Annotated in this window: 22 protein-coding genes; 21 read left to right on the top strand and 1 reads right to left on the bottom strand. The window is 70.4% G+C overall.

Going from position 1 to position 19561, the window contains the following annotated elements; all coding sequences use genetic code 11:
* Positions 1-54 precede the first annotated feature (54 nt).
* From rplS to ACZ5VD_RS25715, 13 genes are all read left to right on the top strand, one after another.
* The gene (rplS, locus tag ACZ5VD_RS25775; protein ID WP_010353847.1) at positions 55-405 is read left to right on the top strand and encodes a 50S ribosomal protein L19; all 351 of its coding nucleotides are present in this window, start codon (positions 55-57) and stop codon (positions 403-405) included.
* A gap of 45 nt (positions 406-450) precedes the next feature.
* Entirely contained in the window at positions 451-1191 is a 741-nt protein-coding gene (lepB, locus tag ACZ5VD_RS25770; protein ID WP_468555222.1) for a signal peptidase I, read from the top strand.
* Positions 1184-2275, top strand: coding sequence for a signal peptidase I (gene lepB / locus ACZ5VD_RS25765; protein WP_468683464.1), 1092 nt, complete (start codon positions 1184-1186; stop codon positions 2273-2275). The genes lepB (ACZ5VD_RS25770) and lepB (ACZ5VD_RS25765) overlap by 8 nt, the downstream gene beginning before the upstream one ends.
* On the top strand, positions 2163-3161 hold the full coding sequence (lepB, locus tag ACZ5VD_RS25760) for a signal peptidase I (protein ID WP_468683463.1): 999 nt from the start codon (positions 2163-2165) through the stop codon (positions 3159-3161). Before lepB (ACZ5VD_RS25765) ends, lepB (ACZ5VD_RS25760) begins: the two co-directional genes overlap by 113 nt.
* Positions 3162-3366: 205 nt before the next feature.
* A complete protein-coding gene (locus ACZ5VD_RS25755) occupies positions 3367-3774 on the top strand; it encodes a hypothetical protein (RefSeq protein WP_468555225.1) in 408 nt (135 codons plus the stop codon).
* An 82-nt stretch (positions 3775-3856) separates the two neighbouring features.
* A complete protein-coding gene (gene lepB, locus ACZ5VD_RS25750; RefSeq protein WP_468555226.1) occupies positions 3857-4630 on the top strand; it encodes a signal peptidase I in 774 nt (257 codons plus the stop codon).
* Positions 4620-5153, top strand: coding sequence for an NUDIX hydrolase (locus tag ACZ5VD_RS25745; RefSeq protein WP_468555227.1), 534 nt, complete (start codon positions 4620-4622; stop codon positions 5151-5153). The genes lepB (ACZ5VD_RS25750) and ACZ5VD_RS25745 overlap by 11 nt, the downstream gene beginning before the upstream one ends.
* A 56-nt stretch (positions 5154-5209) precedes the next feature.
* Positions 5210-5518: a DUF2469 domain-containing protein gene (locus ACZ5VD_RS25740; RefSeq protein ID WP_005311352.1), complete on the top strand. Its 309-nt coding sequence runs from the start codon at positions 5210-5212 to the stop codon at positions 5516-5518.
* A gap of 129 nt (positions 5519-5647) precedes the next feature.
* Positions 5648-6019 (top strand): YraN family protein, encoded by a 372-nt coding sequence (locus ACZ5VD_RS25735; protein WP_468555228.1) that lies wholly within the window; start codon positions 5648-5650, stop codon positions 6017-6019.
* Position 6020: 1 nt separating this feature from the next.
* The gene (locus ACZ5VD_RS25730; protein WP_468683462.1) at positions 6021-7646 is read left to right on the top strand and encodes a YifB family Mg chelatase-like AAA ATPase; all 1626 of its coding nucleotides are present in this window, start codon (positions 6021-6023) and stop codon (positions 7644-7646) included.
* Positions 7643-8812: a DNA-processing protein DprA gene (gene dprA, locus ACZ5VD_RS25725; RefSeq protein WP_468552401.1), complete on the top strand. Its 1170-nt coding sequence runs from the start codon at positions 7643-7645 to the stop codon at positions 8810-8812. Before ACZ5VD_RS25730 ends, dprA begins: the two co-directional genes overlap by 4 nt.
* A 272-nt stretch (positions 8813-9084) precedes the next feature.
* Positions 9085-9927 carry an RNA polymerase sigma factor WhiG gene (gene whiG / locus ACZ5VD_RS25720; RefSeq protein ID WP_468552402.1) on the top strand — a complete coding sequence of 281 codons (843 nt, stop codon included), beginning with the start codon at positions 9085-9087 and terminating at the stop codon, positions 9925-9927.
* A gap of 83 nt (positions 9928-10010) precedes the next feature.
* On the top strand, positions 10011-10568 hold the full coding sequence (locus ACZ5VD_RS25715) for a TetR/AcrR family transcriptional regulator (RefSeq protein WP_468552518.1): 558 nt from the start codon (positions 10011-10013) through the stop codon (positions 10566-10568).
* A 263-nt stretch (positions 10569-10831) separates the two neighbouring features.
* Here the strand turns inward: ACZ5VD_RS25715 and ACZ5VD_RS25710 are convergent, their stop codons facing one another.
* Positions 10832-11437, bottom strand: coding sequence for a M23 family metallopeptidase (locus ACZ5VD_RS25710; RefSeq protein ID WP_468683461.1), 606 nt, complete (start codon positions 11435-11437; stop codon positions 10832-10834).
* Between the two features lie 273 nt (positions 11438-11710).
* Here ACZ5VD_RS25710 and rpsB point away from each other — a divergent pair, with 273 nt between their 5' ends.
* The 8 genes from rpsB (at position 11711) to rlmN (ending at position 19374) form a co-directional block, all read left to right on the top strand.
* Positions 11711-12676 (top strand): 30S ribosomal protein S2, encoded by a 966-nt coding sequence (rpsB, locus tag ACZ5VD_RS25705; RefSeq protein ID WP_468683459.1) that lies wholly within the window; start codon positions 11711-11713, stop codon positions 12674-12676.
* A gap of 97 nt (positions 12677-12773) precedes the next feature.
* Positions 12774-13610 (top strand): translation elongation factor Ts, encoded by an 837-nt coding sequence (gene tsf, locus ACZ5VD_RS25700; RefSeq protein ID WP_468552405.1) that lies wholly within the window; start codon positions 12774-12776, stop codon positions 13608-13610.
* Positions 13611-13787: 177 nt separating this feature from the next.
* The gene (pyrH, locus tag ACZ5VD_RS25695; protein WP_468552406.1) at positions 13788-14546 is read left to right on the top strand and encodes a UMP kinase; all 759 of its coding nucleotides are present in this window, start codon (positions 13788-13790) and stop codon (positions 14544-14546) included.
* 129 nt (positions 14547-14675) lie between these two features.
* A complete protein-coding gene (gene frr / locus ACZ5VD_RS25690; RefSeq protein WP_468552407.1) occupies positions 14676-15233 on the top strand; it encodes a ribosome recycling factor in 558 nt (185 codons plus the stop codon).
* The gene (locus ACZ5VD_RS25685; RefSeq protein ID WP_468683458.1) at positions 15233-16435 is read left to right on the top strand and encodes a phosphatidate cytidylyltransferase; all 1203 of its coding nucleotides are present in this window, start codon (positions 15233-15235) and stop codon (positions 16433-16435) included. The genes frr and ACZ5VD_RS25685 overlap by 1 nt, the downstream gene beginning before the upstream one ends.
* Positions 16436-16602: 167 nt before the next feature.
* Complete coding sequence (locus tag ACZ5VD_RS25680) at positions 16603-17220, top strand: RNA polymerase sigma factor (RefSeq protein WP_468552409.1); 618 nt, start codon at positions 16603-16605, stop codon at positions 17218-17220.
* On the top strand, positions 17213-18142 hold the full coding sequence (locus ACZ5VD_RS25675; RefSeq protein WP_468683455.1) for a CU044_5270 family protein: 930 nt from the start codon (positions 17213-17215) through the stop codon (positions 18140-18142). The genes ACZ5VD_RS25680 and ACZ5VD_RS25675 overlap by 8 nt, the downstream gene beginning before the upstream one ends.
* Before the next feature lie 125 nt (positions 18143-18267).
* Entirely contained in the window at positions 18268-19374 is a 1107-nt protein-coding gene (rlmN, locus tag ACZ5VD_RS25670) for a dual-specificity RNA methyltransferase RlmN (RefSeq protein ID WP_468683453.1), read from the top strand.
* The last annotated feature ends 187 nt before the right edge of the window (positions 19375-19561 follow it).

Genomic DNA, 19561 nt, shown 5'->3' with positions numbered 1-19561 from the left:
TCAGCACCTAGTCTCCGTTGATGACCTGTGGCATCAGCGAGGAAAGCAGACGAAATGTCTCACCTGCTCGACACCGTCGACTCCGCGTCGCTGCGCAGCGACGTCCCGGCCTTCCGCCCGGGTGACACCGTCAACGTCCACGTCCGCGTCATCGAGGGCAACCGCTCCCGTGTGCAGCAGTTCAAGGGCGTAGTCATCCGCCGCCAGGGCGCCGGTGTCCGCGAGACCTTCACGGTCCGCAAGGTCTCCTTCTCCGTCGGCGTGGAGCGCACCTTCCCGGTGCACACCCCGATCGTCGAGAAGATCGAGCTGGTCACCCGCGGTGACGTGCGTCGCGCCAAGCTCTACTACCTGCGCGAGCTGCGCGGCAAGGCCGCGAAGATCAAGGAGAAGCGCGACAACTGATCGCGCGCGGGGTCCCACAGAGGGGCCGGATAGCATCTGGCCCCGATGGACACCGAAGCACAGCCGACGGAGCGCGACCGCTCCTCCCGCCCTTCCGATGCCGAGGAGATCTCGGCCCCGGGAGGACCGGAGGACCGGTCGCGTTTCGCGTTGGGGTCACGAGCCGCCGCCCGGCTGCCCGGCGGGTGGATCACCCTGACCCTGCTGGTCTGCCTGCTGTTCCTGCTGCTGCTAGGCAACTTCGTCCTCCAGCCCTTCCAGATTCCCAGCGGATCCATGGAAAGCGGATTGAGGATCGGGGACCGCGTTCTCGTAAATAAGTTGGCGTACCGTTTCGGTGCCGATCCGAGGCGCGGCGATGTCGTCGTGTTCGACGGAACCGGGTATTTCGGGGACGGCGACTACGTCAAGCGCGTTGTGGGGGTAGGTGGAGACCATGTGGTCTGCTGCGACAAGGAGGGGATGATCGAGGTGAACGGCCGGTCGGTCGACGAGTCGACGTTCCTGTACCCCGGTGACAGTCCCTCCACGGTGTCCTTCGACGTCCGGGTGCCCGAGGGCACCCTGTTCGTCCTCGGTGACCACCGCAGCGACTCCAGCGACTCCCGCGACCATCTGGGATCGCCGGGCGGCGGCATGATCCCCGTCGACGACGTCGTGGGCCGGGCCGACTGGATCCTGTGGCCCGCCGCCCACTTCACCCGCCTGCACCGCCCGGGTGCCTACGCGCGCGTGCCCACCCCGGGGGCGGACGGATCGCGGCAGGCGGACGGCGCCCATGGGTAACCGCGGAAAACCGCGCGGCGCGGCCGAGAGCGCGGCCGAGAACCTCCTGCCCACCGGCTCCCGGCGCTCCTCCAGCTCGTCGAGCGGCCGGACGCGCTCCGAGCGGCGCAAGCTCCAGCGCAAGGTCAAGCGGCGCCGCAGGCGCGGTGCGGTCAAGGAGATACCCCTCCTCGTCGGTGTCGCCGTCCTCATAGCCCTGGTGCTGAAGACCTTCCTCGTCCAGGCGTTCGTGATCCCGTCCGGCTCCATGGAGCAGACGATCCAGATCGGCGACCGGGTCCTGGTCGACAAGCTCACCCCCTGGTTCGGCTCCAAGCCCTCGCGTGGCGACGTGGTCGTCTTCAAGGACCCCGGCGGCTGGCTCCAGGACGAGCAGACCACCACGAAGAAGGACGACCCCATCGTCGTCAAGCAGGTCAAGGAGGGGCTCACCTTCATCGGCCTGCTGCCGTCCGACGACGAGAAGGACCTCATCAAGCGGGTCGTCGGCGTCGGCGGCGACCGCGTCAAGTGCTGTGACACGGAAGGGCGGGTCACGGTCAACGGCGTTCCCCTGACCGAGGGCTACCTGTATCCCGGGAACGCCCCGTCCACAACCCAGTTCGACATCACCGTCCCGCAGGGCCGGCTGTGGGTGATGGGCGACCACCGGGCCAACTCCGCGGACTCCCGTGCCCACCAGGACACCGACTACGGCGGTACGGTCTCCGAGGACTCGGTGGTGGGACGGGCCCGGGTCATCGCCTGGCCCTTCGGCCACTGGACGACGCTGGAGGAGCCGAAAACCTACGCTTCGGTCTCCGACTCGGGGTCCGGGGCGACCGCGGCTCCCCCTGTGTCGCTTAGGGTTGCCCCCGACGATCCGAACGCATCGATCCAACTCCCGAGCCCTGCGGAACTCCCGCTCGTTATGGGAGTGGTGGGCCTGCGCCGAACATGGGGCAGGCAGCGGCACAGAGTAAGGAGTTGGCGTGGGGGATGTGGCGGTTGGCGCACGGTCCGGACACGACGGCGAGGAACACCGCGGGCGCCCCGCGGGATCAGCCGTCCCGGCCGCGGACGGCGCCGTGACCCCCGGGAGTGACTCCGGGGCGGCCGAGGACGGGACGAGGACCGACGGGAGCGGAGCGGGAGACCGCGGGGCCGGTGGCGGCGCCGGCGACGGAGACGGTGGCGCGGCTCCCCAGGCGAAGAAGCCGCGCTCCTTCTGGAAGGAGCTGCCCATCCTGATCGGCATCGCGCTGGTGCTCGCGCTGCTGATCAAGACGTTCCTGGTGCAGGCGTTCTCGATTCCTTCCGACTCGATGCAGAACACCCTCCAGGTGGGTGACCGGGTCCTGGTCGACAAGCTCACGCCCTGGTTCGGCTCCGAGCCCGAGCGCGGCGAGGTCGTCGTCTTCCACGACCCCGACAGCTGGCTGGCGGGCGAGCCGACGACGGACCCGAACGCGGTGCAGACGTTCCTCAGCTGGATCGGCCTGATGCCGTCCGCCGAGGAGAAGGACCTCATCAAGCGGGTCATCGGCGTCGGCGGCGACACCGTCTCCTGCGAGGGCACGGGCCCGCTGAAGGTCAACGGCAAGGCGCTCGACGAGTCGTCGTACGTCTACGCGGGCAACACCCCGTGCAGCCAGGACGACCAGGGCGGCCAGTTCACGGTGAAGGTCCCCCAGGGTTCCATCTGGGTCATGGGCGACCACCGGCAGAACTCGCGCGACTCGCGCTACAACCAGTCGGACAAGAACCACGGCATGGTCCCGGTGAGCGAGGTCGTCGGCCGTGCCGTCGTGAAGGCCTGGCCGATCAACCGCTGGGACACCCTGCCGGTGCCGGACACCTTCGGCCAGTCCGGCCTCAACACCCAGTCGTCGGCGTCCCTCACGGTCGCGCCGGACGCGTTCGCCTTCGTCGGGGTGGTGCCGCTGGCGCTGTGGCGCCGGCGGAAGCGCATGGTCGCCGAGACCCGCTGACCTCACGGCACCGCGCCGAAACCTCGGAAGCACCGTCCTCGGACCCGGTCGACGTCATGGTCGACCGGGTCCTTGCGTATCCGTTGATCACGGAAAGATCACGATACGACGCTCTCCGGTCATGGGCATGTAATTCGAACTTAATGTCGATGCCGCGTCGTGACCGACGTGAGCAAGGTGTTCTTCAAACGGGGAGGCGTTCGTCTTGCGCAAGGTTGTTTCCCGGGTCCTGGGTGTGTCCGCATCCGCCATGGCCCTCGTCGCACTCGCCGGTACGCCGGCGCTGGCCGGCAGCAACTCCGACTACTCCTACGCGGGTGCCAACACCTCGGCCTGTTCGCACGGTGCGAAGGGGTACTTCGAGGCGGACGGTGACTGGTTCCACGTCCAGGACCTCTGTAAGGACTCGATGTCGGGCGTTCTCCAGTGGGACGTGGCGCCCATCCAGAGCGGCTACGACGACTCGGTCTGGGTCTCCGGCGGCGTGGGGGAGTGGAAGCACGAGAACCACAACTTCGCCGAGGGGGCCACGGTGTGTGTCCGCGCCGGTATCGGTGAGCGCTCCAGCGGTGAGTGGGGCCTGTGGGGCGAGTGGGAGTGCGGCAAGGCCTGACGTCCGCTGACGTGGGGCGTGCTCGTTCTTGATCCGTCCATGGGCTGACCGCGGACCGTACCCCCGGGTAGGGTGCGGACCCATGGGTGGCGAGAGTGCGATGCGTACGGCCCCGCGCGGCGGGGGCACGGACACGGGCCCGGTGGGCAGCCGGACCGGACAGCGACTGTCCGGGGTGGCTGTCGCACTGGGCCTCGTGCTGTTCCTCGGCGGATTCGTCTGGGGAGCGGTGCTCTACCGCCCGTACACCGTGCCCACCGGCTCGATGACGCCGACGATCAACGCGGGCGACCGGGTCCTGGCCCAGCGCGTCGACGGCGGCGAGGTCCGCCGGGGCGATGTCGTCGTCTTCACCGACAAGACCTGGGTGACCAACAGCCCCGTGGTCAAGCGGGTGGTCGCCGTCGGCGGGGACACGGTGGCCTGCTGCACCGAGGGCAAGCTGACCGTCAACGGCAAGCCGATCACCGAGCCCTATCTGCCCGAGGGGAGCGCGGCCGAGATCACCGGCTTCCCGACCGTGACGGTGCCCAAGGGCCGGCTGTTCCTGCTGGGCGACGAGCGGGCCGGGTCCCTGGACTCCACGGCCCACCTGACCGACGCGGCCGGCGGCACGGTGTCGCGCGGTGCCGTGACGGCCCGGGTGGACGCCACCGTCTGGCCCATGAACGGCATGCTGGAGCGGCCGACCGGCTTCGAGGCGCTCGGCGCGCTGTCCTCGCCGGGACCGCTCCGCGTCATCGCCGCGATGATCGTCGCCGGAGCCGTGCTCGTCCTCGGCGGTGGGGCGTACGGTCCGGTCGCCAAGTGGTTCGGCCGCTCCCGGACGCGGACGGAGTCCGCCGGTGCCCGCTGAGGCGACCGACGCGGGCGCGGACACGTACGAGGGCGGGCTGCGCAAGGTGGCCCGGGTCGTCCTGCTCGACCCCGAGGACCGCATCCTTCTGCTCCACGGTCACGAGCCGGACGATCCCGCCGACGACTGGTGGTTCACACCGGGCGGCGGGCTTGAGGGCGACGAGACCCGTGAACAGGCCGCGCTCCGGGAACTCGCCGAGGAGACCGGCATCACCGAGGTCGACCTCGGCCCGGTCCTGTGGCGGCGGAGGTGTTCCTTCCCGTTCGCGGGCCGACGCTGGGACCAGGACGAGTGGTACTTCCTGGCCCGGACGAACCGTGCGGCCGAGGTGGTGCCGTCGGCCATGGGGCTGACCGAGTTGGAGCGCCGCAGTGTCGCCGGAGCGCGCTGGTGGACGTGTCGGGAACTGACCCGGGCACATGAGACGGTGTATCCGACCAGACTCGCCGAGCTGCTGCGCAAGCTGCTGGACGAAGGGCCTCCGGCCGGGCCCGTGACCCTGGACACCGAAATCGTCTAGAGGCTCGCGGGACTGGCGCACAATGGTGGGATCGCACGGCTGAAGGGGAACATGCCATGAGCGCCGAGGACCTCGAGAAGTACGAGACCGAGATGGAGCTCAAGCTCTACCGGGAGTACCGCGATGTCGTCGGTTTGTTCAAGTACGTGATCGAAACCGAGCGTCGCTTCTATCTGACCAACGACTATGAGATGCAGGTGCACTCGGTCCAGGGTGAGGTGTTCTTCGAGGTGTCCATGGCCGACGCCTGGGTGTGGGACATGTACCGGCCGGCTCGGTTCGTGAAGCAGGTGCGGGTGCTCACGTTCAAGGACGTGAACATCGAGGAGCTGAACAAGAGCGATCTGGAGCTGCCGGGCAGCTGAGGCACGGCTGCGGCCCGAGCGGGATTCCCTCGCCCGGGTGACGGGGTTTTCCACAACCGGCGAGTAGTCCACCAAGATCAACTCGGTCGGCCCGGGTGCGTGATCGTTGGCGCCGGAGGTGGTGCCGACATGAACACCCATCAGGCACGCAGTGCACTGGGCAGGTACGGCGAGACGCTGGCCGCGCGGCGGCTGGCGGAGGCCGGGATGACGGTCCTGGAGCGCAACTGGCGCTGCGGCAGGACCGGTGAGATCGACATCGTGGCGCGGGACGGCGACGTCCTGGTCGTCTGCGAGGTCAAGACCCGGCGGACCGGGCTCTTCGAGCATCCGATGGCCGCGGTGACCCCCGACAAGGCGGAGCGCCTGCGGGCCCTCGCCGAACGCTGGATCCACACACACGGCGGAGCACCGCCGGGAGGGGTCCGCATCGACCTCGTGGGGGTCGTGCTGCCCAGTCGCGGGGCGCCCGTGGTCGAGCATGTGCGGGGGGTGGCCTGAGATGGGCTTCGCGCGTACGTGTTCGGTGGCGCTGGTGGGCGTCGAGGGTGTGGTGGTCGAGGTCCAGGCCGACCTGGAACCCGGGGTCGCCGCGTTCACCCTGGTGGGCCTGCCGGACAAGAGCCTGACGGAGAGCCGGGACCGGGTCCGGGCGGCGGTGGTCAATTCCGGGGCCGCCTGGCCGCAGAAGAAGCTCACCGTCGGCCTGAGCCCGGCGTCGGTGCCCAAGAGCGGCAGCGGGTTCGATCTCGCCGTCGCCGCAGCAGTGCTGGGGGCGGCCGAGCGGATCGATCCGCGGGTGCTGGCCGACATCGTGATGATCGGGGAGGTGGGCCTCGACGGCCGGGTGCGGCCGGTGCGGGGCATCCTGCCCGCGGTGCTGGCCGCGGCGGACGCCGGCTACGAGCAGGTGGTGGTGCCGGAATGCGCCGCCGCCGAGGCCGCTCTGGTGCCCGGTGTGTCCGTGCTGGGGGTCCGCAGCCTGCGCCAGTTGATCGCGGTCCTCGCGGACGAGCCCGTACCGGAGGAGGAGCCGGACGACGTGGGCCGCCCCGACCCGCTCATGGCCGGCCTGCGGGTACCGGGCACCGGCGCCGCGACCGGCATGCACGGCCTGGGCGGCGCGCCGTACGACCAGGGCCACGACCTCGCCGACGTCGTGGGCCAGACCTCGGCGCGCACGGCCGTGGAGGTCGCCGCGGCGGGCGGACACCACCTGTTCCTGGAAGGACCGCCCGGCGCCGGGAAGACCATGCTCGCGGAGCGGCTCCCCGCCATCCTGCCGCGCCTCAGCCGGGTGGAGTCGCTGGAGGTCACGGCGGTCCACTCGGTGGCGGGCCTGCTGCCGCCGGGCAAACCCCTGATCGACGTGGCCCCCTACTGCGCCCCGCACCACTCGGCGACGATGCAGGCGCTGGTCGGCGGCGGCCAGGGCATCGCCCGGCCGGGAGCGGTGTCGCTCTCGCACCGCGGAGTTCTCTTTCTGGACGAGACCCCCGAATTCGGCAGCCGGGCCCTGGACGCCCTGCGGCAGCCGCTGGAGGCGGGGCACGTGGTGATCGCACGCAGCGCGGGCGTGGTGCGCTTCCCGGCGAAGTTCCTGATGGTGCTCGCCGCCAACCCCTGCCCGTGCGGACGGTTCTCCAGGACGGACGACCTGTGCGAGTGCCCGCCCTCCTCGATCCGTCGCTACCAGGCCCGGCTGTCCGGCCCGCTGCTCGACCGGGTCGACCTGCGGGTGGAGGTGGACCGGGTCACGCGGGCCCAGCTCGCCCAGCGCGGAGCCCGCGGCGAGTCCACGACCGCGGTCGCCGACCGGGTCCGGGAGGCCCGGGAGCGAGCGGTGGTCCGGCTCTCCGGCACCCCGTGGCGCACGAACAGCGAGGTCCCCGGACGCGAACTGCGCAGTCGCTGGCACGCGGTCTCCGGTGCCATGGACGACGCGGAGCGGAGCCTGGAGCGGGGCGTGCTGACCGCCCGCGGGATCGACCGCGTCCTGCGGGTGGCCTGGACCGTCGCGGACCTCGTCGGCCATGACCGACCCGACGCGACGGACGTCGCCCTGGCGCTGCAACTGCGCACCGGGGTGCCCAGGGGCGTCCCGATGGCCCTCGGAGCGCTGACGTGAGCGTCGACGACGATCCGGACGCCGAGCTGCTGAACCGGGTCTTCCTCACCCGGGTCGTCGAGCCCGGTGACGAGGTCGCCGGGCGCTGGGTGCGGGAGTACGGGGTGGCGGAGCTGGTCCGACGGTTGCGGGGCGGCGGGGCCGACGGGACGCCGTTGCCGGGGGTGAGCTACAAACGGTGGGCCGGGCTGGTCGGGCGGGCCGAAGGGGTGGAGCCCGGGCGGGACCTCGACACCGCGCGGGACGCCGGGGTGCGGTTCGTGGCTCCCGGCGACGCCGAGTGGCCGGGACAGCTCGACGACCTGGGGGACGCGCGGCCCCTGGGGCTGTGGGTGCGCGGCCGACCCAGCCTGCGGATGTGGGCGCTCAGATCGGTGGCCGTCGTGGGCGCCCGCGCCTGCACCGAGTACGGCGCCCACATGGCGGCCACCCTCGCCGCCGACCTCGCCGAACGCGGCTGGGTCGTGGTGTCCGGCGGGGCCTACGGAGTCGACGGCGCCGCCCACCGCGGTGCCCTGGGCGCCGGAGGAGCCACCGTCGCCGTGCTCGCCTGCGGAGTCGACCTGCCCTACCCGCGCGGACACACCCAGTTGATCACCAGGATCGCCGAACAGGGTCTGGTGATCGGGGAGTTGCCGCCCGGGGCCCATCCGACACCGAGCAGGTTCGTGCTGCGGAACCGGGTGATCGCCGCGCTCACCCGCGGCACGGTCGTCGTCGAGGCCGCCCATCGGAGCGGGTCGCTGGTCACCGCACGGGCGGCGCAGCGGTTGGGCCGCCACACCATGGGGATTCCCGGCGCCGCCACCAGCGGACTCTCCGCCGGAGTGCACGAGCTGCTGCGCGGGGAGGCGACGCTGGTCACGGACGCCGCGGAAGTCGTCGAACTCGTCGGTGACATGGGCGAACTGGCCCCGGACCGGCGGGGTCCCGTACTGCCGCGCGATCTCCTCACCGCCGCCGCCCGGCGGGTCCTGGCCGCCCTGCCCGGGCGCCGGGCGGCGACACCGGACGAGATCGCGCGCGGTGCACTGACGACCCGGGACGACGCCATCGCGAGACTGTACGAACTCCGATCACTTGGTTACGTCGAACGACACGGCGACGGCTGGAAGTTGACACGCCAGGCAATGATCTCCGTGAAGGGTGACGGACACGGGTGTTGACCGAGCGTGTTCGGCCGTCCGGGGGAACCCTGACGCCCTTGCGAATTCCCGCAGTTGGCGCGATTCGATGATCACGTAGAGCGATGGGTGTGACTCGGTGGGGCGTCCAGCGGAACGTATCTGCGCATGCTCCGAGGCACGCTCTTCGCGCACTGCGACACGTCAGTCACGCTACGCTCACGTGGATTCCCCCGCAGACGGGTGATCTCGGTATCAGGCCGACAGCTCACCCAGGTCACCACCACTTACGGCAGAACGGCACAAGGCGACGAATGCCCCAGCACACCTCCGGGTCCGACCGGGCGGCGCTCCCCCCAGCCGCCCGTGACGGTGGCGACGTGCGGCCGCCCGCTCCCTCGACGCTCGACGAGCTGTGGCGGTCCTACAAGGCGACGGGGGACGAGCGGCTGCGCGAGCAGCTGATCCTGCACTACTCACCCCTCGTGAAATACGTGGCGGGGCGGGTGAGCGTCGGTCTGCCGCCCAATGTCGAGCAGGCGGACTTCGTGTCCTCCGGGGTCTTCGGGCTCATCGACGCCATCGAGAAGTTCGACGTCGGCCGGGAGATCAAGTTCGAGACGTACGCGATCACCCGGATCCGGGGCGCGATGATCGACGAGCTGCGGGCGCTGGACTGGATCCCACGGTCCGTGCGGCAGAAGGCACGCAACGTCGAGCGGGCGTACGCCACGCTGGAGGCGCGGTTGCGGCGGACCCCCAGCGAGGGGGAGGTGGCCGCCGAGATGGGCATCGCGGTCGACGAACTCCACGCGGTGTTCAGTCAGTTGTCGCTGGCGAACGTGGTGGCCCTGGAGGAGTTGCTGCACGCCGGCGGTGAGGGCGGCGACCGGCTGAGCCTCATGGACACGCTGGAGGACACCGCCGCCGACAACCCGGTCGAGGTGGCCGAGGGCCGGGAACTCAGACGGTTCCTGGCGCGGGCGATCAACACCCTGCCCGAACGGGAGAAGACCGTCGTCACGCTGTACTACTACGAGGGGCTCACGCTCGCCGAGATCGGGAACGTGCTCGGGGTGACCGAGAGCCGGGTGAGCCAGATCCACACCAAATCGGTGCTGCAGCTGCGGGCGAAGCTGGCGAGTTTCGGCCGCTGAGGAAGTGGGAGGGCGGCAGCCACTCCCGTCGGCGCTGGTCCGTCCGTAGAGTGGTTGACGTGCCAAGGATTCGAGCGGCCTCCGTGGCCGAGCACCGGTCGATGCAGCGAGCCGCCCTGCTGGACGCGGCTCGTTCCCTGTTGTCCGAGGGCGGGACGGAGGCGCTGACCTTCCCGGCCCTCGCCGAGCGCACGGGGCTCGCGCGCTCGTCCGTGTACGAGTACTTCCGGTCGCGGGCCGCCGTGGTCCAGGAACTGTGCGAGGTCGACTTTCCCGTCTGGGCGGCGGAGGTGTCGGCGGCGATGGAGCGGGCCGGGACGCCCGAGGGCAAGGTCGAGGCATATGTGCGCCAGCAGCTGGCGCTGGTCGGGGACCGGCGGCACCGGGCCGTGGTGGCGATCTCCGCGAGCGAACTGGACGCCGGGGCCCGGGAGAAGATCCGGGCCGCGCACGGCGGACTGGTGGCGATGATCGTCGAGGCGCTGGCGGAGATGGGGCACGAGCAGCCCCGGATGGCGGCGATGCTGCTCCAGGGGGTCGTGGACGCGGCGGTGCGGCGGATCGAGTTCGGTGCGGCGGAGGAACCTTCGGTGATCACGGAGGCGGCGGTTTCCATGGCGCTGAGGGGCGTTCAGGGCTGACGCCGACTGGGGCCGGGTGGGTCGCGCGACCCGGCGCCGACGGGGTGCCGCCCGCGCCCATCCGTGGCGCCCGCCCCCACCCGTACCGCCCCGCGGCACGACTGCCCGCAGGCTGACGGCGTGGCTGTCGATGAGCCGGCGGGCGTGGCCTGCCGGTGGGGCGGCGGTACGGCTCCCAGGGGCCGGCTGTGTCGGCGTCGAGTGTCGGGTGGGCCCGCTCGCAGGGCGTGGTGTCCTCGTTGCGGCAGCCCCTACGTCGGCCGTCACGGCTCCGGTACCCCGAGGACCGGCAGCAGTCTCGACGGCCCCCGGTGCAACAGCCAGGGCGGCAGCAGGGACAGGGGGTCCAGGTAGGTCTCGCCCCTGCGCAGACCCCAGTGCAGGCAGGGGGCGGTGCAGTGGGAGCCCGTCGGTTCCGTCGTGCCCACCACCTCGCCCGCCGCGACTTCGTCGCCCTTCCGCACCGACGCCCGTACCGGCTCGTAGGTCGTTCGCAGGGGCGGGGCGCCCGTGTCCGGGAGTTCCACCGAGACGACCCCCTTGCCGGCCACACGGCCCGCGAAGGACACCCGGCCCGCCGCCACCGCTCGCACCGGTGTGCCGGGAGCGGCCGCGAGATCGACGCCTCGGTGGCCGCGGCCGTACACCGTCGCCGGGGGTTCCCAGCCGCGCAGGACCGGTGGGCGCGTGCCCACCGGCCAGGCGCGGCCGAGGGGCGGGGCGGAGGTGTCCGAGGCCGCGGGAGTGAAGGGGGCCGGCCGGTCGTCCGGCGGGGCTGCGCAGGTCGCCACGGTCGCCGTCAGCAGCAACAGCAACCCCGTCCACGCACCCGCACATCGCACCGCTCGCACCGCTGACATCGCTCGCATACGGGAAACCGTCCCGCATCCGCCCGGCCGCCGTCGGGCCCTGTGGACCGCCCCGGGGTTGTGGACAACGGCGTCACCCGGTACCTCGCGGGTCCCGTACACTTCTTCTGGCGATCCGGGTCACCGGGTCGACTTCGCACGCCCCGACATCAGGCCGTCAAACAGCCGATGTCAGCGCCTCTCGGTCCCTCGCGGCAAGGCGCATCGCGGGCGTCAGGCGCGGATACCGACCCGGTACCCGCGGCACAACCGAGAAACACAAGGAGAACGGCCATGGCCGTCGTCACGATGCGGGAGCTGCTGGAAAGCGGCGTCCACTTCGGTCACCAGACCCGTCGTTGGAACCCGAAGATGAAGCGGTTCATCTTCACGGAGCGCAACGGCATCTACATCATCGACCTGCTCCAGTCGCTGTCGTACATCGACCGCGCCTACGAGTTCGTCAAGGAGACCGTCGCCCACGGCGGCACGGTCATGTTCGTCGGCACGAAGAAGCAGGCGCAGGAGGCGATCGCCGAGCAGGCGACCCGCGTCGGCATGCCCTACGTCAACCAGCGCTGGCTGGGCGGCATGCTCACCAACTTCTCGACCGTCTACAAGCGTCTGCAGCGCCTCAAGGAGCTTGAGCAGATCGACTTCGAGGACGTCGCCGCGTCGGGTCTCACCAAGAAGGAGCTTCTCGTGCTCTCGCGCGAGAAGGCCAAGCTGGAGAAGACCCTCGGTGGTATCCGCGAGATGTCCAAGGTGCCCAGCGCCGTCTGGATCGTGGACACCAAGAAGGAGCACATCGCGGTCGGCGAGGCCCGGAAGCTCAACATCCCGGTCGTCGCGATCCTCGACACCAACTGCGACCCCGACGAGGTCGACTACAAGATCCCGGGCAACGACGACGCGATCCGCTCCGTCACGCTGCTCACCCGTGTGATCGCGGACGCGGTCGCCGAGGGCCTCATCTCCCGCTCCGGTGTCGCCACCGAGGGCAAGGGTGACAAGGCCGCGGGCGAGCCGCTGGCCGCGTGGGAGCGCGACCTGCTCGAGGGCGAGAAGAAGACGGACTCCGAGGACGCCGCCGAGGCGCCCGCCGCTGAGGCCGCTGTCGCCGAGGCCGAGGCCCCCGCCGCCGAGGCGCCGGCTGAGGCCGCTGTCGAGGCTCCGGCCGAGGCGCCCGCTGCCGAGGCCCCTGCCGCCGAGGAAGCCCCGGTCGCCGAGGCCCCCGCCGCGGACGCCGAGCAGGCCTGACCCCTCACCCCCTTCGGGTTCCGGACGGCGGGGGCTCACAAAGCCCCCGCCGTCCGGCGCCCGTAGATCTTCAGACTTCGAGAGAGATTCCAGAATCATGGCGAACTACACCGCCGCCGACGTCAAGAAGCTCCGGGAGCTCACCGGCGCCGGCATGATGGACTGCAAGAAGGCGCTGGACGAGGCCGACGGCAGCGTCGAGAAGGCCGTCGAGGCGCTCCGCATCAAGGGCCAGAAGGGCGTCGCCAAGCGCGAGGGCCGCTCCGCCGAGAACGGCGCCGTGGTCTCGATCATCTCCGACGACAACTCCTCCGGTGTGCTCGTCGAGCTGAAGTGCGAGACGGACTTCGTCGCCAAGGGTGACAAGTTCCAGGCCGTCGCCAACACGATCGCCGAGCACGTCGCCAAGACCTCCCCGGCCGACCTCCAGGCGCTGCTCGCCTCCGAGATCGAGGCCGGCAAGACCGTCCAGGCGTTCGTGGACGAGGCCAACGCCAACCTGGGCGAGAAGATCGTCCTGGACCGCTTCGCGCAGTTCGCGGACGGTTTCGTGACGGCGTACATGCACCGCACGATGCCCGACCTGCCCCCGCAGATCGGTGTCCTCGTCGAGTTCGACAAGCCGAACGCCGAGGTCGCCCGCGGTATCGCGCAGCACATCGCCGCCTTCGCGCCGAAGTACCTCTCCAAGGAGGACGTGCCGGCCGAGGTCGTCGAGTCCGAGCGTCGCGTCGCCGAGGAGACCACCCGCGCCGAGGGCAAGCCCGAGGCCGCCCTGCCGAAGATCGTCGAGGGTCGCGTCAACGGCTTCTTCAAGGAAGCCACGCTGCTCGGTCAGCCGTACGCGCTCGACAACAAGAAGTCCGTCCAGAAGGTTCTGGACGAGGCGGGTGTCACCCTGAAGCGCTTCACGCGCATCAAGGTCGGCATCTGAGTCCGTACCGCGATCGGCGCGCGACCCCGATAGGGTCGGCGGCAGTCGTCCGTGTACGCCGTCACAGGTGTGGCGGACGACAGCAGATCTGACGAGGAGGCCATTGCCGAGCATGGGATGCGAACGACACCCCACCGGCAATGGCCTTCTTCGCATGTGCACCATGAGGAGAACGTCATGACCACCAAGGCTCACAAGAGCGACGACGGCAAGGTACGCGGGCGGTTCATGCTGAAGCTGTCCGGAGAGGCGTTCGCCGGTGGCGGGGGCCTGGGTGTCGACCCCGACGTGGTGCACAAGATCGCCCGCGAGATCGCCGCGGTCGTGCGGGACGGCGCGGAGATCGCCGTCGTCATCGGCGGCGGCAACTTCTTCCGCGGCGCCGAACTCCAGCAGCGCGGCATGGACCGGGCCCGCTCGGACTACATGGGCATGCTCGGCACCGTCATGAACTGCCTCGCCCTCCAGGACTTCCTGGAGAAGGAGGGCATCGACAGCCGGGTGCAGACCGCCATCACCATGGGCCAGGTCGCCGAGCCGTACATCCCGCTGCGCGCCGTGCGGCACCTGGAGAAGGGCCGCGTGGTCATCTTCGGTGCCGGTATGGGCATGCCGTACTTCTCCACCGACACCACCGCCGCCCAGCGCGCCCTGGAGATCGACGCCGAGGCGCTCCTCATGGGCAAGAACGGTGTGGACGGGGTCTACGACTCCGACCCCAAGACCAACCCGGACGCGGTCAAGTTCGACGCCCTCGGCTACGGCGAGGTCATCACGCGCGACCTGAAGGTCGCCGACGCCACCGCCGTCACGCTGTGCCGCGACAACAAGCTTCCGATCCTCGTCTTCGAGCTTCTGGCCGAGGGCAATATCGCGCGTGCCGTCAAGGGTGAGAAGATCGGCACGCTTGTGGGTGATCAAGTCAGCCAGGGCTGATGACCCTGACCGGGGGATGGACAATGTCCTGCCGGTCGGGAACCGTGCAGGAAAGAGACGCGACGCAGCCGGCCGCCGCCCCACCAAGGAACCGCAGCCGGGCCTACTCAAGACACGCAGGAGCAAGTGGTGATCGAAGAGACCCTCCTCGAGGCCGAGGAGAAGATGGAGAAGGCCGTCGTGGTCGCCAAGGAGGACTTCGCCGCGATCCGTACGGGCCGTGCCCACCCGGCGATGTTCAACAAGATCGTGGCCGACTACTACGGCGCGCCGACGCCGATCAACCAGCTGGCTTCGTTCTCCGTGCCGGAGCCGCGCATGGCGGTCGTGACCCCGTTCGACAAGACCGCGCTGCGGAACATCGAGCAGGCGATCCGCGATTCCGACCTGGGCGTCAACCCGAGCAATGACGGCAACATCATCCGAGTGGTGTTCCCCGAACTGACCGAGGAGCGTCGCCGCGACTACATCAAGGTCGCCAGGGGCAAGGGCGAGGACGCCAAGGTGTCCATCCGCGCCGTCCGCCGCAAGGCCAAGGACGCGATCGACAAGCTCGTCAAGGACGGCGAGGTCGGCGAGGACGAGGGCCGCCGTGCGGAGAAGGAACTCGACGACGCGACGCACAAGTACGTCGCCCAGGTGGACGAGCTCCTGAAGCACAAGGAATCGGAGCTGCTCGAGGTCTGATGAACGACTCTTCCTGGGGGGCGCCGCCACAAGCCGGGTACTGGGGGCCGTCCGACGGAGGGCCTGTCCAGGGGGCTGCCCCGGCGGGTCCCGCGTACGATGCGCATGACGCGCAGCAGACTCGCCCCATGCCCATCGTGCCCGACGTACCCGCACATGGCGGAGACCAGGATGACGACCGGGGGGCCGCTCGGCTGGGCGGCCCCTTGTTCCGCGACGAGACGCCGCAGCCGCCGTACGACGTACGGCAGCCGCAGCCGTACCACCAGCCGCAGGCCTCGCCCTACGGCCCGCACGACATGCCGCAGACGTCGTCCTACGGGGCGGCGCCGCAGAATCCGGAGCCCATGCCCGACTCCTCGCAGCCGGCGCCCGCGCCGCAGAAGAAGAGCGCGGGCCGGGACCTGAGTGCGGCCATAGGGGTCGGTGTCGGTCTGGGTGTGGTGATCGTCGCGTCGCTGTTCGTCGTCAAGGCCCTGTTCATCGGCGTGATAGCGGTCGCCGTCGTGGTCGGGCTGTGGGAGCTGACCAAGCGGTTGGAGGAGCGCAAGGGCATCAAGGCGCCCCTCGTCCCGCTCGCCGTCGGCGGTGCGGCCATGGTCGTCTCCGGATACGTCCGGGGCGCCGAGGGCGCGTGGGTCGCGATGGCGCTCACCGCGCTGGCCGTCCTGGTCTGGCGGATGACGGAACCGCCGGAGGGCTATCTCAAGGACGTCACCGCAGGCGTCTTCGCGGCCTTCTACGTCCCGTTCCTGGCCACGTTCGTCGCCATGATGCTCGCCGCCGACGACGGTCCGTTCCGCGTCATGACCTTCCTGCTTCTGACGGTCGTCAGCGACACCGGGGCGTACGCCGTCGGCTGGCGCTTCGGCAAGCACAAGCTCGCCCCGCGCATCAGCCCGGGCAAGACCCGCGAGGGCCTGCTCGGAGCGGTGGGCTTCGCCATGGTGGCGGGCGCGCTGCTCATGGAGTTCCTGATCGACAACGGCACCTGGTGGCAGGGCCTGCTGCTGGGTCTGGCGGTCGCGGCCAGCGCCACGCTGGGCGACCTCGGCGAGTCGATGATCAAGCGGGACCTGGGCATCAAGGACATGGGCACGCTGCTCCCCGGCCACGGGGGCATCATGGACCGTCTGGACTCGCTCCTGCCGACGGCTCCCGTGGTGTGGCTGCTGCTGGTGATCTTCGTCGGGTCGGGCTGACCGGCTGACGTCTGCCGTCCTTCGTGTGTGGAGCCCCCGCCCCGGCGGGGGCTCCTGGCGTTTTTGGGGCCGCGTCCTTGTCGGTGGGGAACCCGATTCCCGCGAGCGGCGAAGTAGAGGTGAAAGCCCAAGTCTTCGGAGCGTTCGAATCGACGAAAGGAGCCCCGATGACCGTCGAACCAGGCATCAGAGTGGGCCTGGACAGAGACGCCTCGGTGATCGAACGGTCGTGGGACGAGCCCGAGGCGTTCGCCGAGCTCTTCGATCGTCATGCCGACTCGGTGTACGGATACGCGGCACGCCGGCTCGGTGCGGAGGCGGCCGAGGACGTCATGGCGGAGACCTTCACCATCGCGTTCCAGCAGCGTTTTCGCTACAACACGGAGCTGGCCGACGCCCGCCCCTGGCTGTTCGGTATCGCGACCAACCTCATAGGCCGCCACCGGCGTGCCGAGGCCCGGCGGCTGAAGGCGATCGGACGACTGCCGTCGGCCGCCCCCGGCGGTCAGGCCGAGGAGACGGTCGCGGACCGGGTGGCGGCGCGGGTCAGCGCGCAGGCGGTGCGCGGTGAGCTCGCCGGCGCCCTGGCCAGGCTGCCCGCCCGGCACCGGGACGTGCTGCTGCTGGTCGCCTGGGCCGACCTCGGCTACGAGGAGGTCGCGCGCGCCCTCGGGGTGCCGGTGGGGACCGTCCGGTCGCGGCTGCACCGGGCTCGCAGAAAGGTTCGTGAGGCATTGGGCGGATCCGATCCGGCTGCTCTTCGAGAGGAATCAGACGATGAATGAGCTCAAGCTGCTGCGGGAATGGGACGAGCAGCCGCTCGCGGACGCCGGTCGCGCCCGTGCCCGCTTCCGCCTGTATCAGGCGATGCGGGCCCCCGCCGTGTCCCCGACCGTCTCCCGGCGTCCACTGCTGCGGATCGCGGCGGTCACCGTCGTCGCGGCGGCGGTGACCACGACGGTGGTGGTCGCCGACCGTACGGGGACCACACCTCGCACCCACCCGGTGAGCGCGGCCATCGTGCTGCGGGGTGCGGCGGCCGAGGAACGCGGGACGGAGAAGCCGATCGTCCCGCGCGACGACCAGTTCATCTACACCAAGGAGATCACCAAGGAGACCCCGGTCGGAGGCGGCCCGAGCAGGACGTACGTCGACGAGAGCTGGTATTCGGTCGACGGCTCCCAGCGTGGTTATGTCAGTGAGCTGGAATACACCCAGTGGGTCCCGGTGTACCAGCCGGGTCAGAAGGACTGGCCGCCGACCAGGTGGTCGGAGCTGAAGCGGCTGCCCACCGATCCGGGCAAGTTGTCGATCGCCCTGCGCGACGTGGCCGGGAAGCCGGACTACGGCCGGCCGATGAAGGCGGACGAATGGCCGATAGTCCAGTTCTTCCTCGGCGCGCTGCTCCGCCAGGCGGTACTTCCGGAAGGGCTGCGCCCCGCGGCGTTCGAGGCGCTCGCCACCGTCCCCGGCGTCGAGCTGCTGCCGGGCCGGACGGAGGTGAACGGCCGCGCGGGCATCGGCGTCCGGTACGTGGGCCCGTCCGGCACTCCCTGGGTGGACGGCGAACGCGTGCTGATCTTCGACGCGAAGACGTACCGGTACCTCGGCATGCGTGACCAGCGCACCGTGGGAGCAAAGACGTACGAGCAGGTGTCGTACCCGGCCGGCGGCGCCGTGGTGGACCGGGTGAGGCAGCGCCCCTGAACGTCCTCCGGCACCGCTCGGCGCCCCGGCAGCACGCCGGGGCGCCGAGCGGCCGACCCGTGTCGCCCCCGCCGCACGATGCGGCGCCCGGGTCACATCATTCGATCTGCGACACTGGATGAGTTATGCCTGCACCCGGAGAACTCACTTTCGTCGCCCCGCGCGGAGCCAAGAAGCCGCCGCGGCATCTCGCCGACCTCACGCCTGCCGAGCGCAAGGAAGCGGTGGTCGCGGTCGGGGAGAAGCCGTTTCGTGCCAAGCAGCTCTCGCAGCACTACTTCGCGCGGTACGCGCACGACCCGCAGGAGTGGACCGACATCCCGGCCGGATCCCGCGGCCGGCTCCAGGAGGCGCTGCTTCCGGAGCTGATGACGGTCGTCCGGCATCTGTCGACCGACCAGGACACCACCCGTAAGACGCTGTGGCGGCTGTTCGACGGGACGCTCGTCGAGTCGGTGCTCATGCGCTACCCGGACCGGGTGACCATGTGCATCAGCTCGCAGGCGGGGTGCGGGATGAACTGCCCGTTCTGCGCGACCGGGCAGGCGGGGCTGGACCGGAACCTGTCCACCGCCGAGATCGTGCACCAGATCGTGGACGGGATGCGGGCGCTCCGGGACGGTGAGATTCCGGGTGGTCCGGCGCGGCTCAGCAACATCGTCTTCATGGGGATGGGCGAGCCGCTCGCCAACTACAACCGGGTCGTGGGTGCCATCCGGCGCCTCACCGACCCCGAGCCGGACGGTCTCGGGCTCTCGCAGCGCGGGATCACCGTCTCGACGGTCGGACTGGTCCCGGCGATCAACCGTTTCACCGACGAGGGCTTCAAGTGCCGGCTCGCGATCTCGCTGCACGCCCCCGACGACGAGCTGCGCGACACCCTCGTCCCCGTGAACACGCGGTGGAAGGTGCGCGAGGTCCTCGACGCCGGGTTCGCGTACACGGAGCGGTCCGGGCGACGGCTGTCCATCGAGTACGCGCTGATCCGGGACATCAACGACCAGGCGTGGCGGGGTGACCGGCTCGGCCGCATGCTCAAGGGCAAGCCGGTGCACGTCAACCTGATCCCGCTGAACCCGACGCCGGGTTCCAAGTGGACCGCCTCCCGGCCCGAGGACGAGAAGGCGTTCGTCGAGGCCATCGCGGCGCACGGGGTGCCGGTCACCGTCCGGGACACCCGTGGGCAGGAGATCGACGGGGCGTGTGGTCAGCTCGCCGCCACCGAGCGGTAGTCTGGCGAACGCAGGTACATCTTCATATTCCGACAGGGGAGCGCCACAGCGCTGAGAGTGCGGCACCGGCCGCAGACCCTCTGAACCTCGCCCAGGTCATTCTGGGTAGGAAGTTCGGTCACTACTCGAGCTGTTGCGCCCTGCCCGGGAACCCTCGGAGTGCCGAGGGTTCCCGGGCAGGGCCGCG

Source organism: Streptomyces sp. NPDC032822 (genome assembly GCF_055578825.1).
The sequence above is the reverse complement of the archived record's forward strand: the minus strand, read 5'-3'. Positions and strand labels throughout refer to the sequence as shown.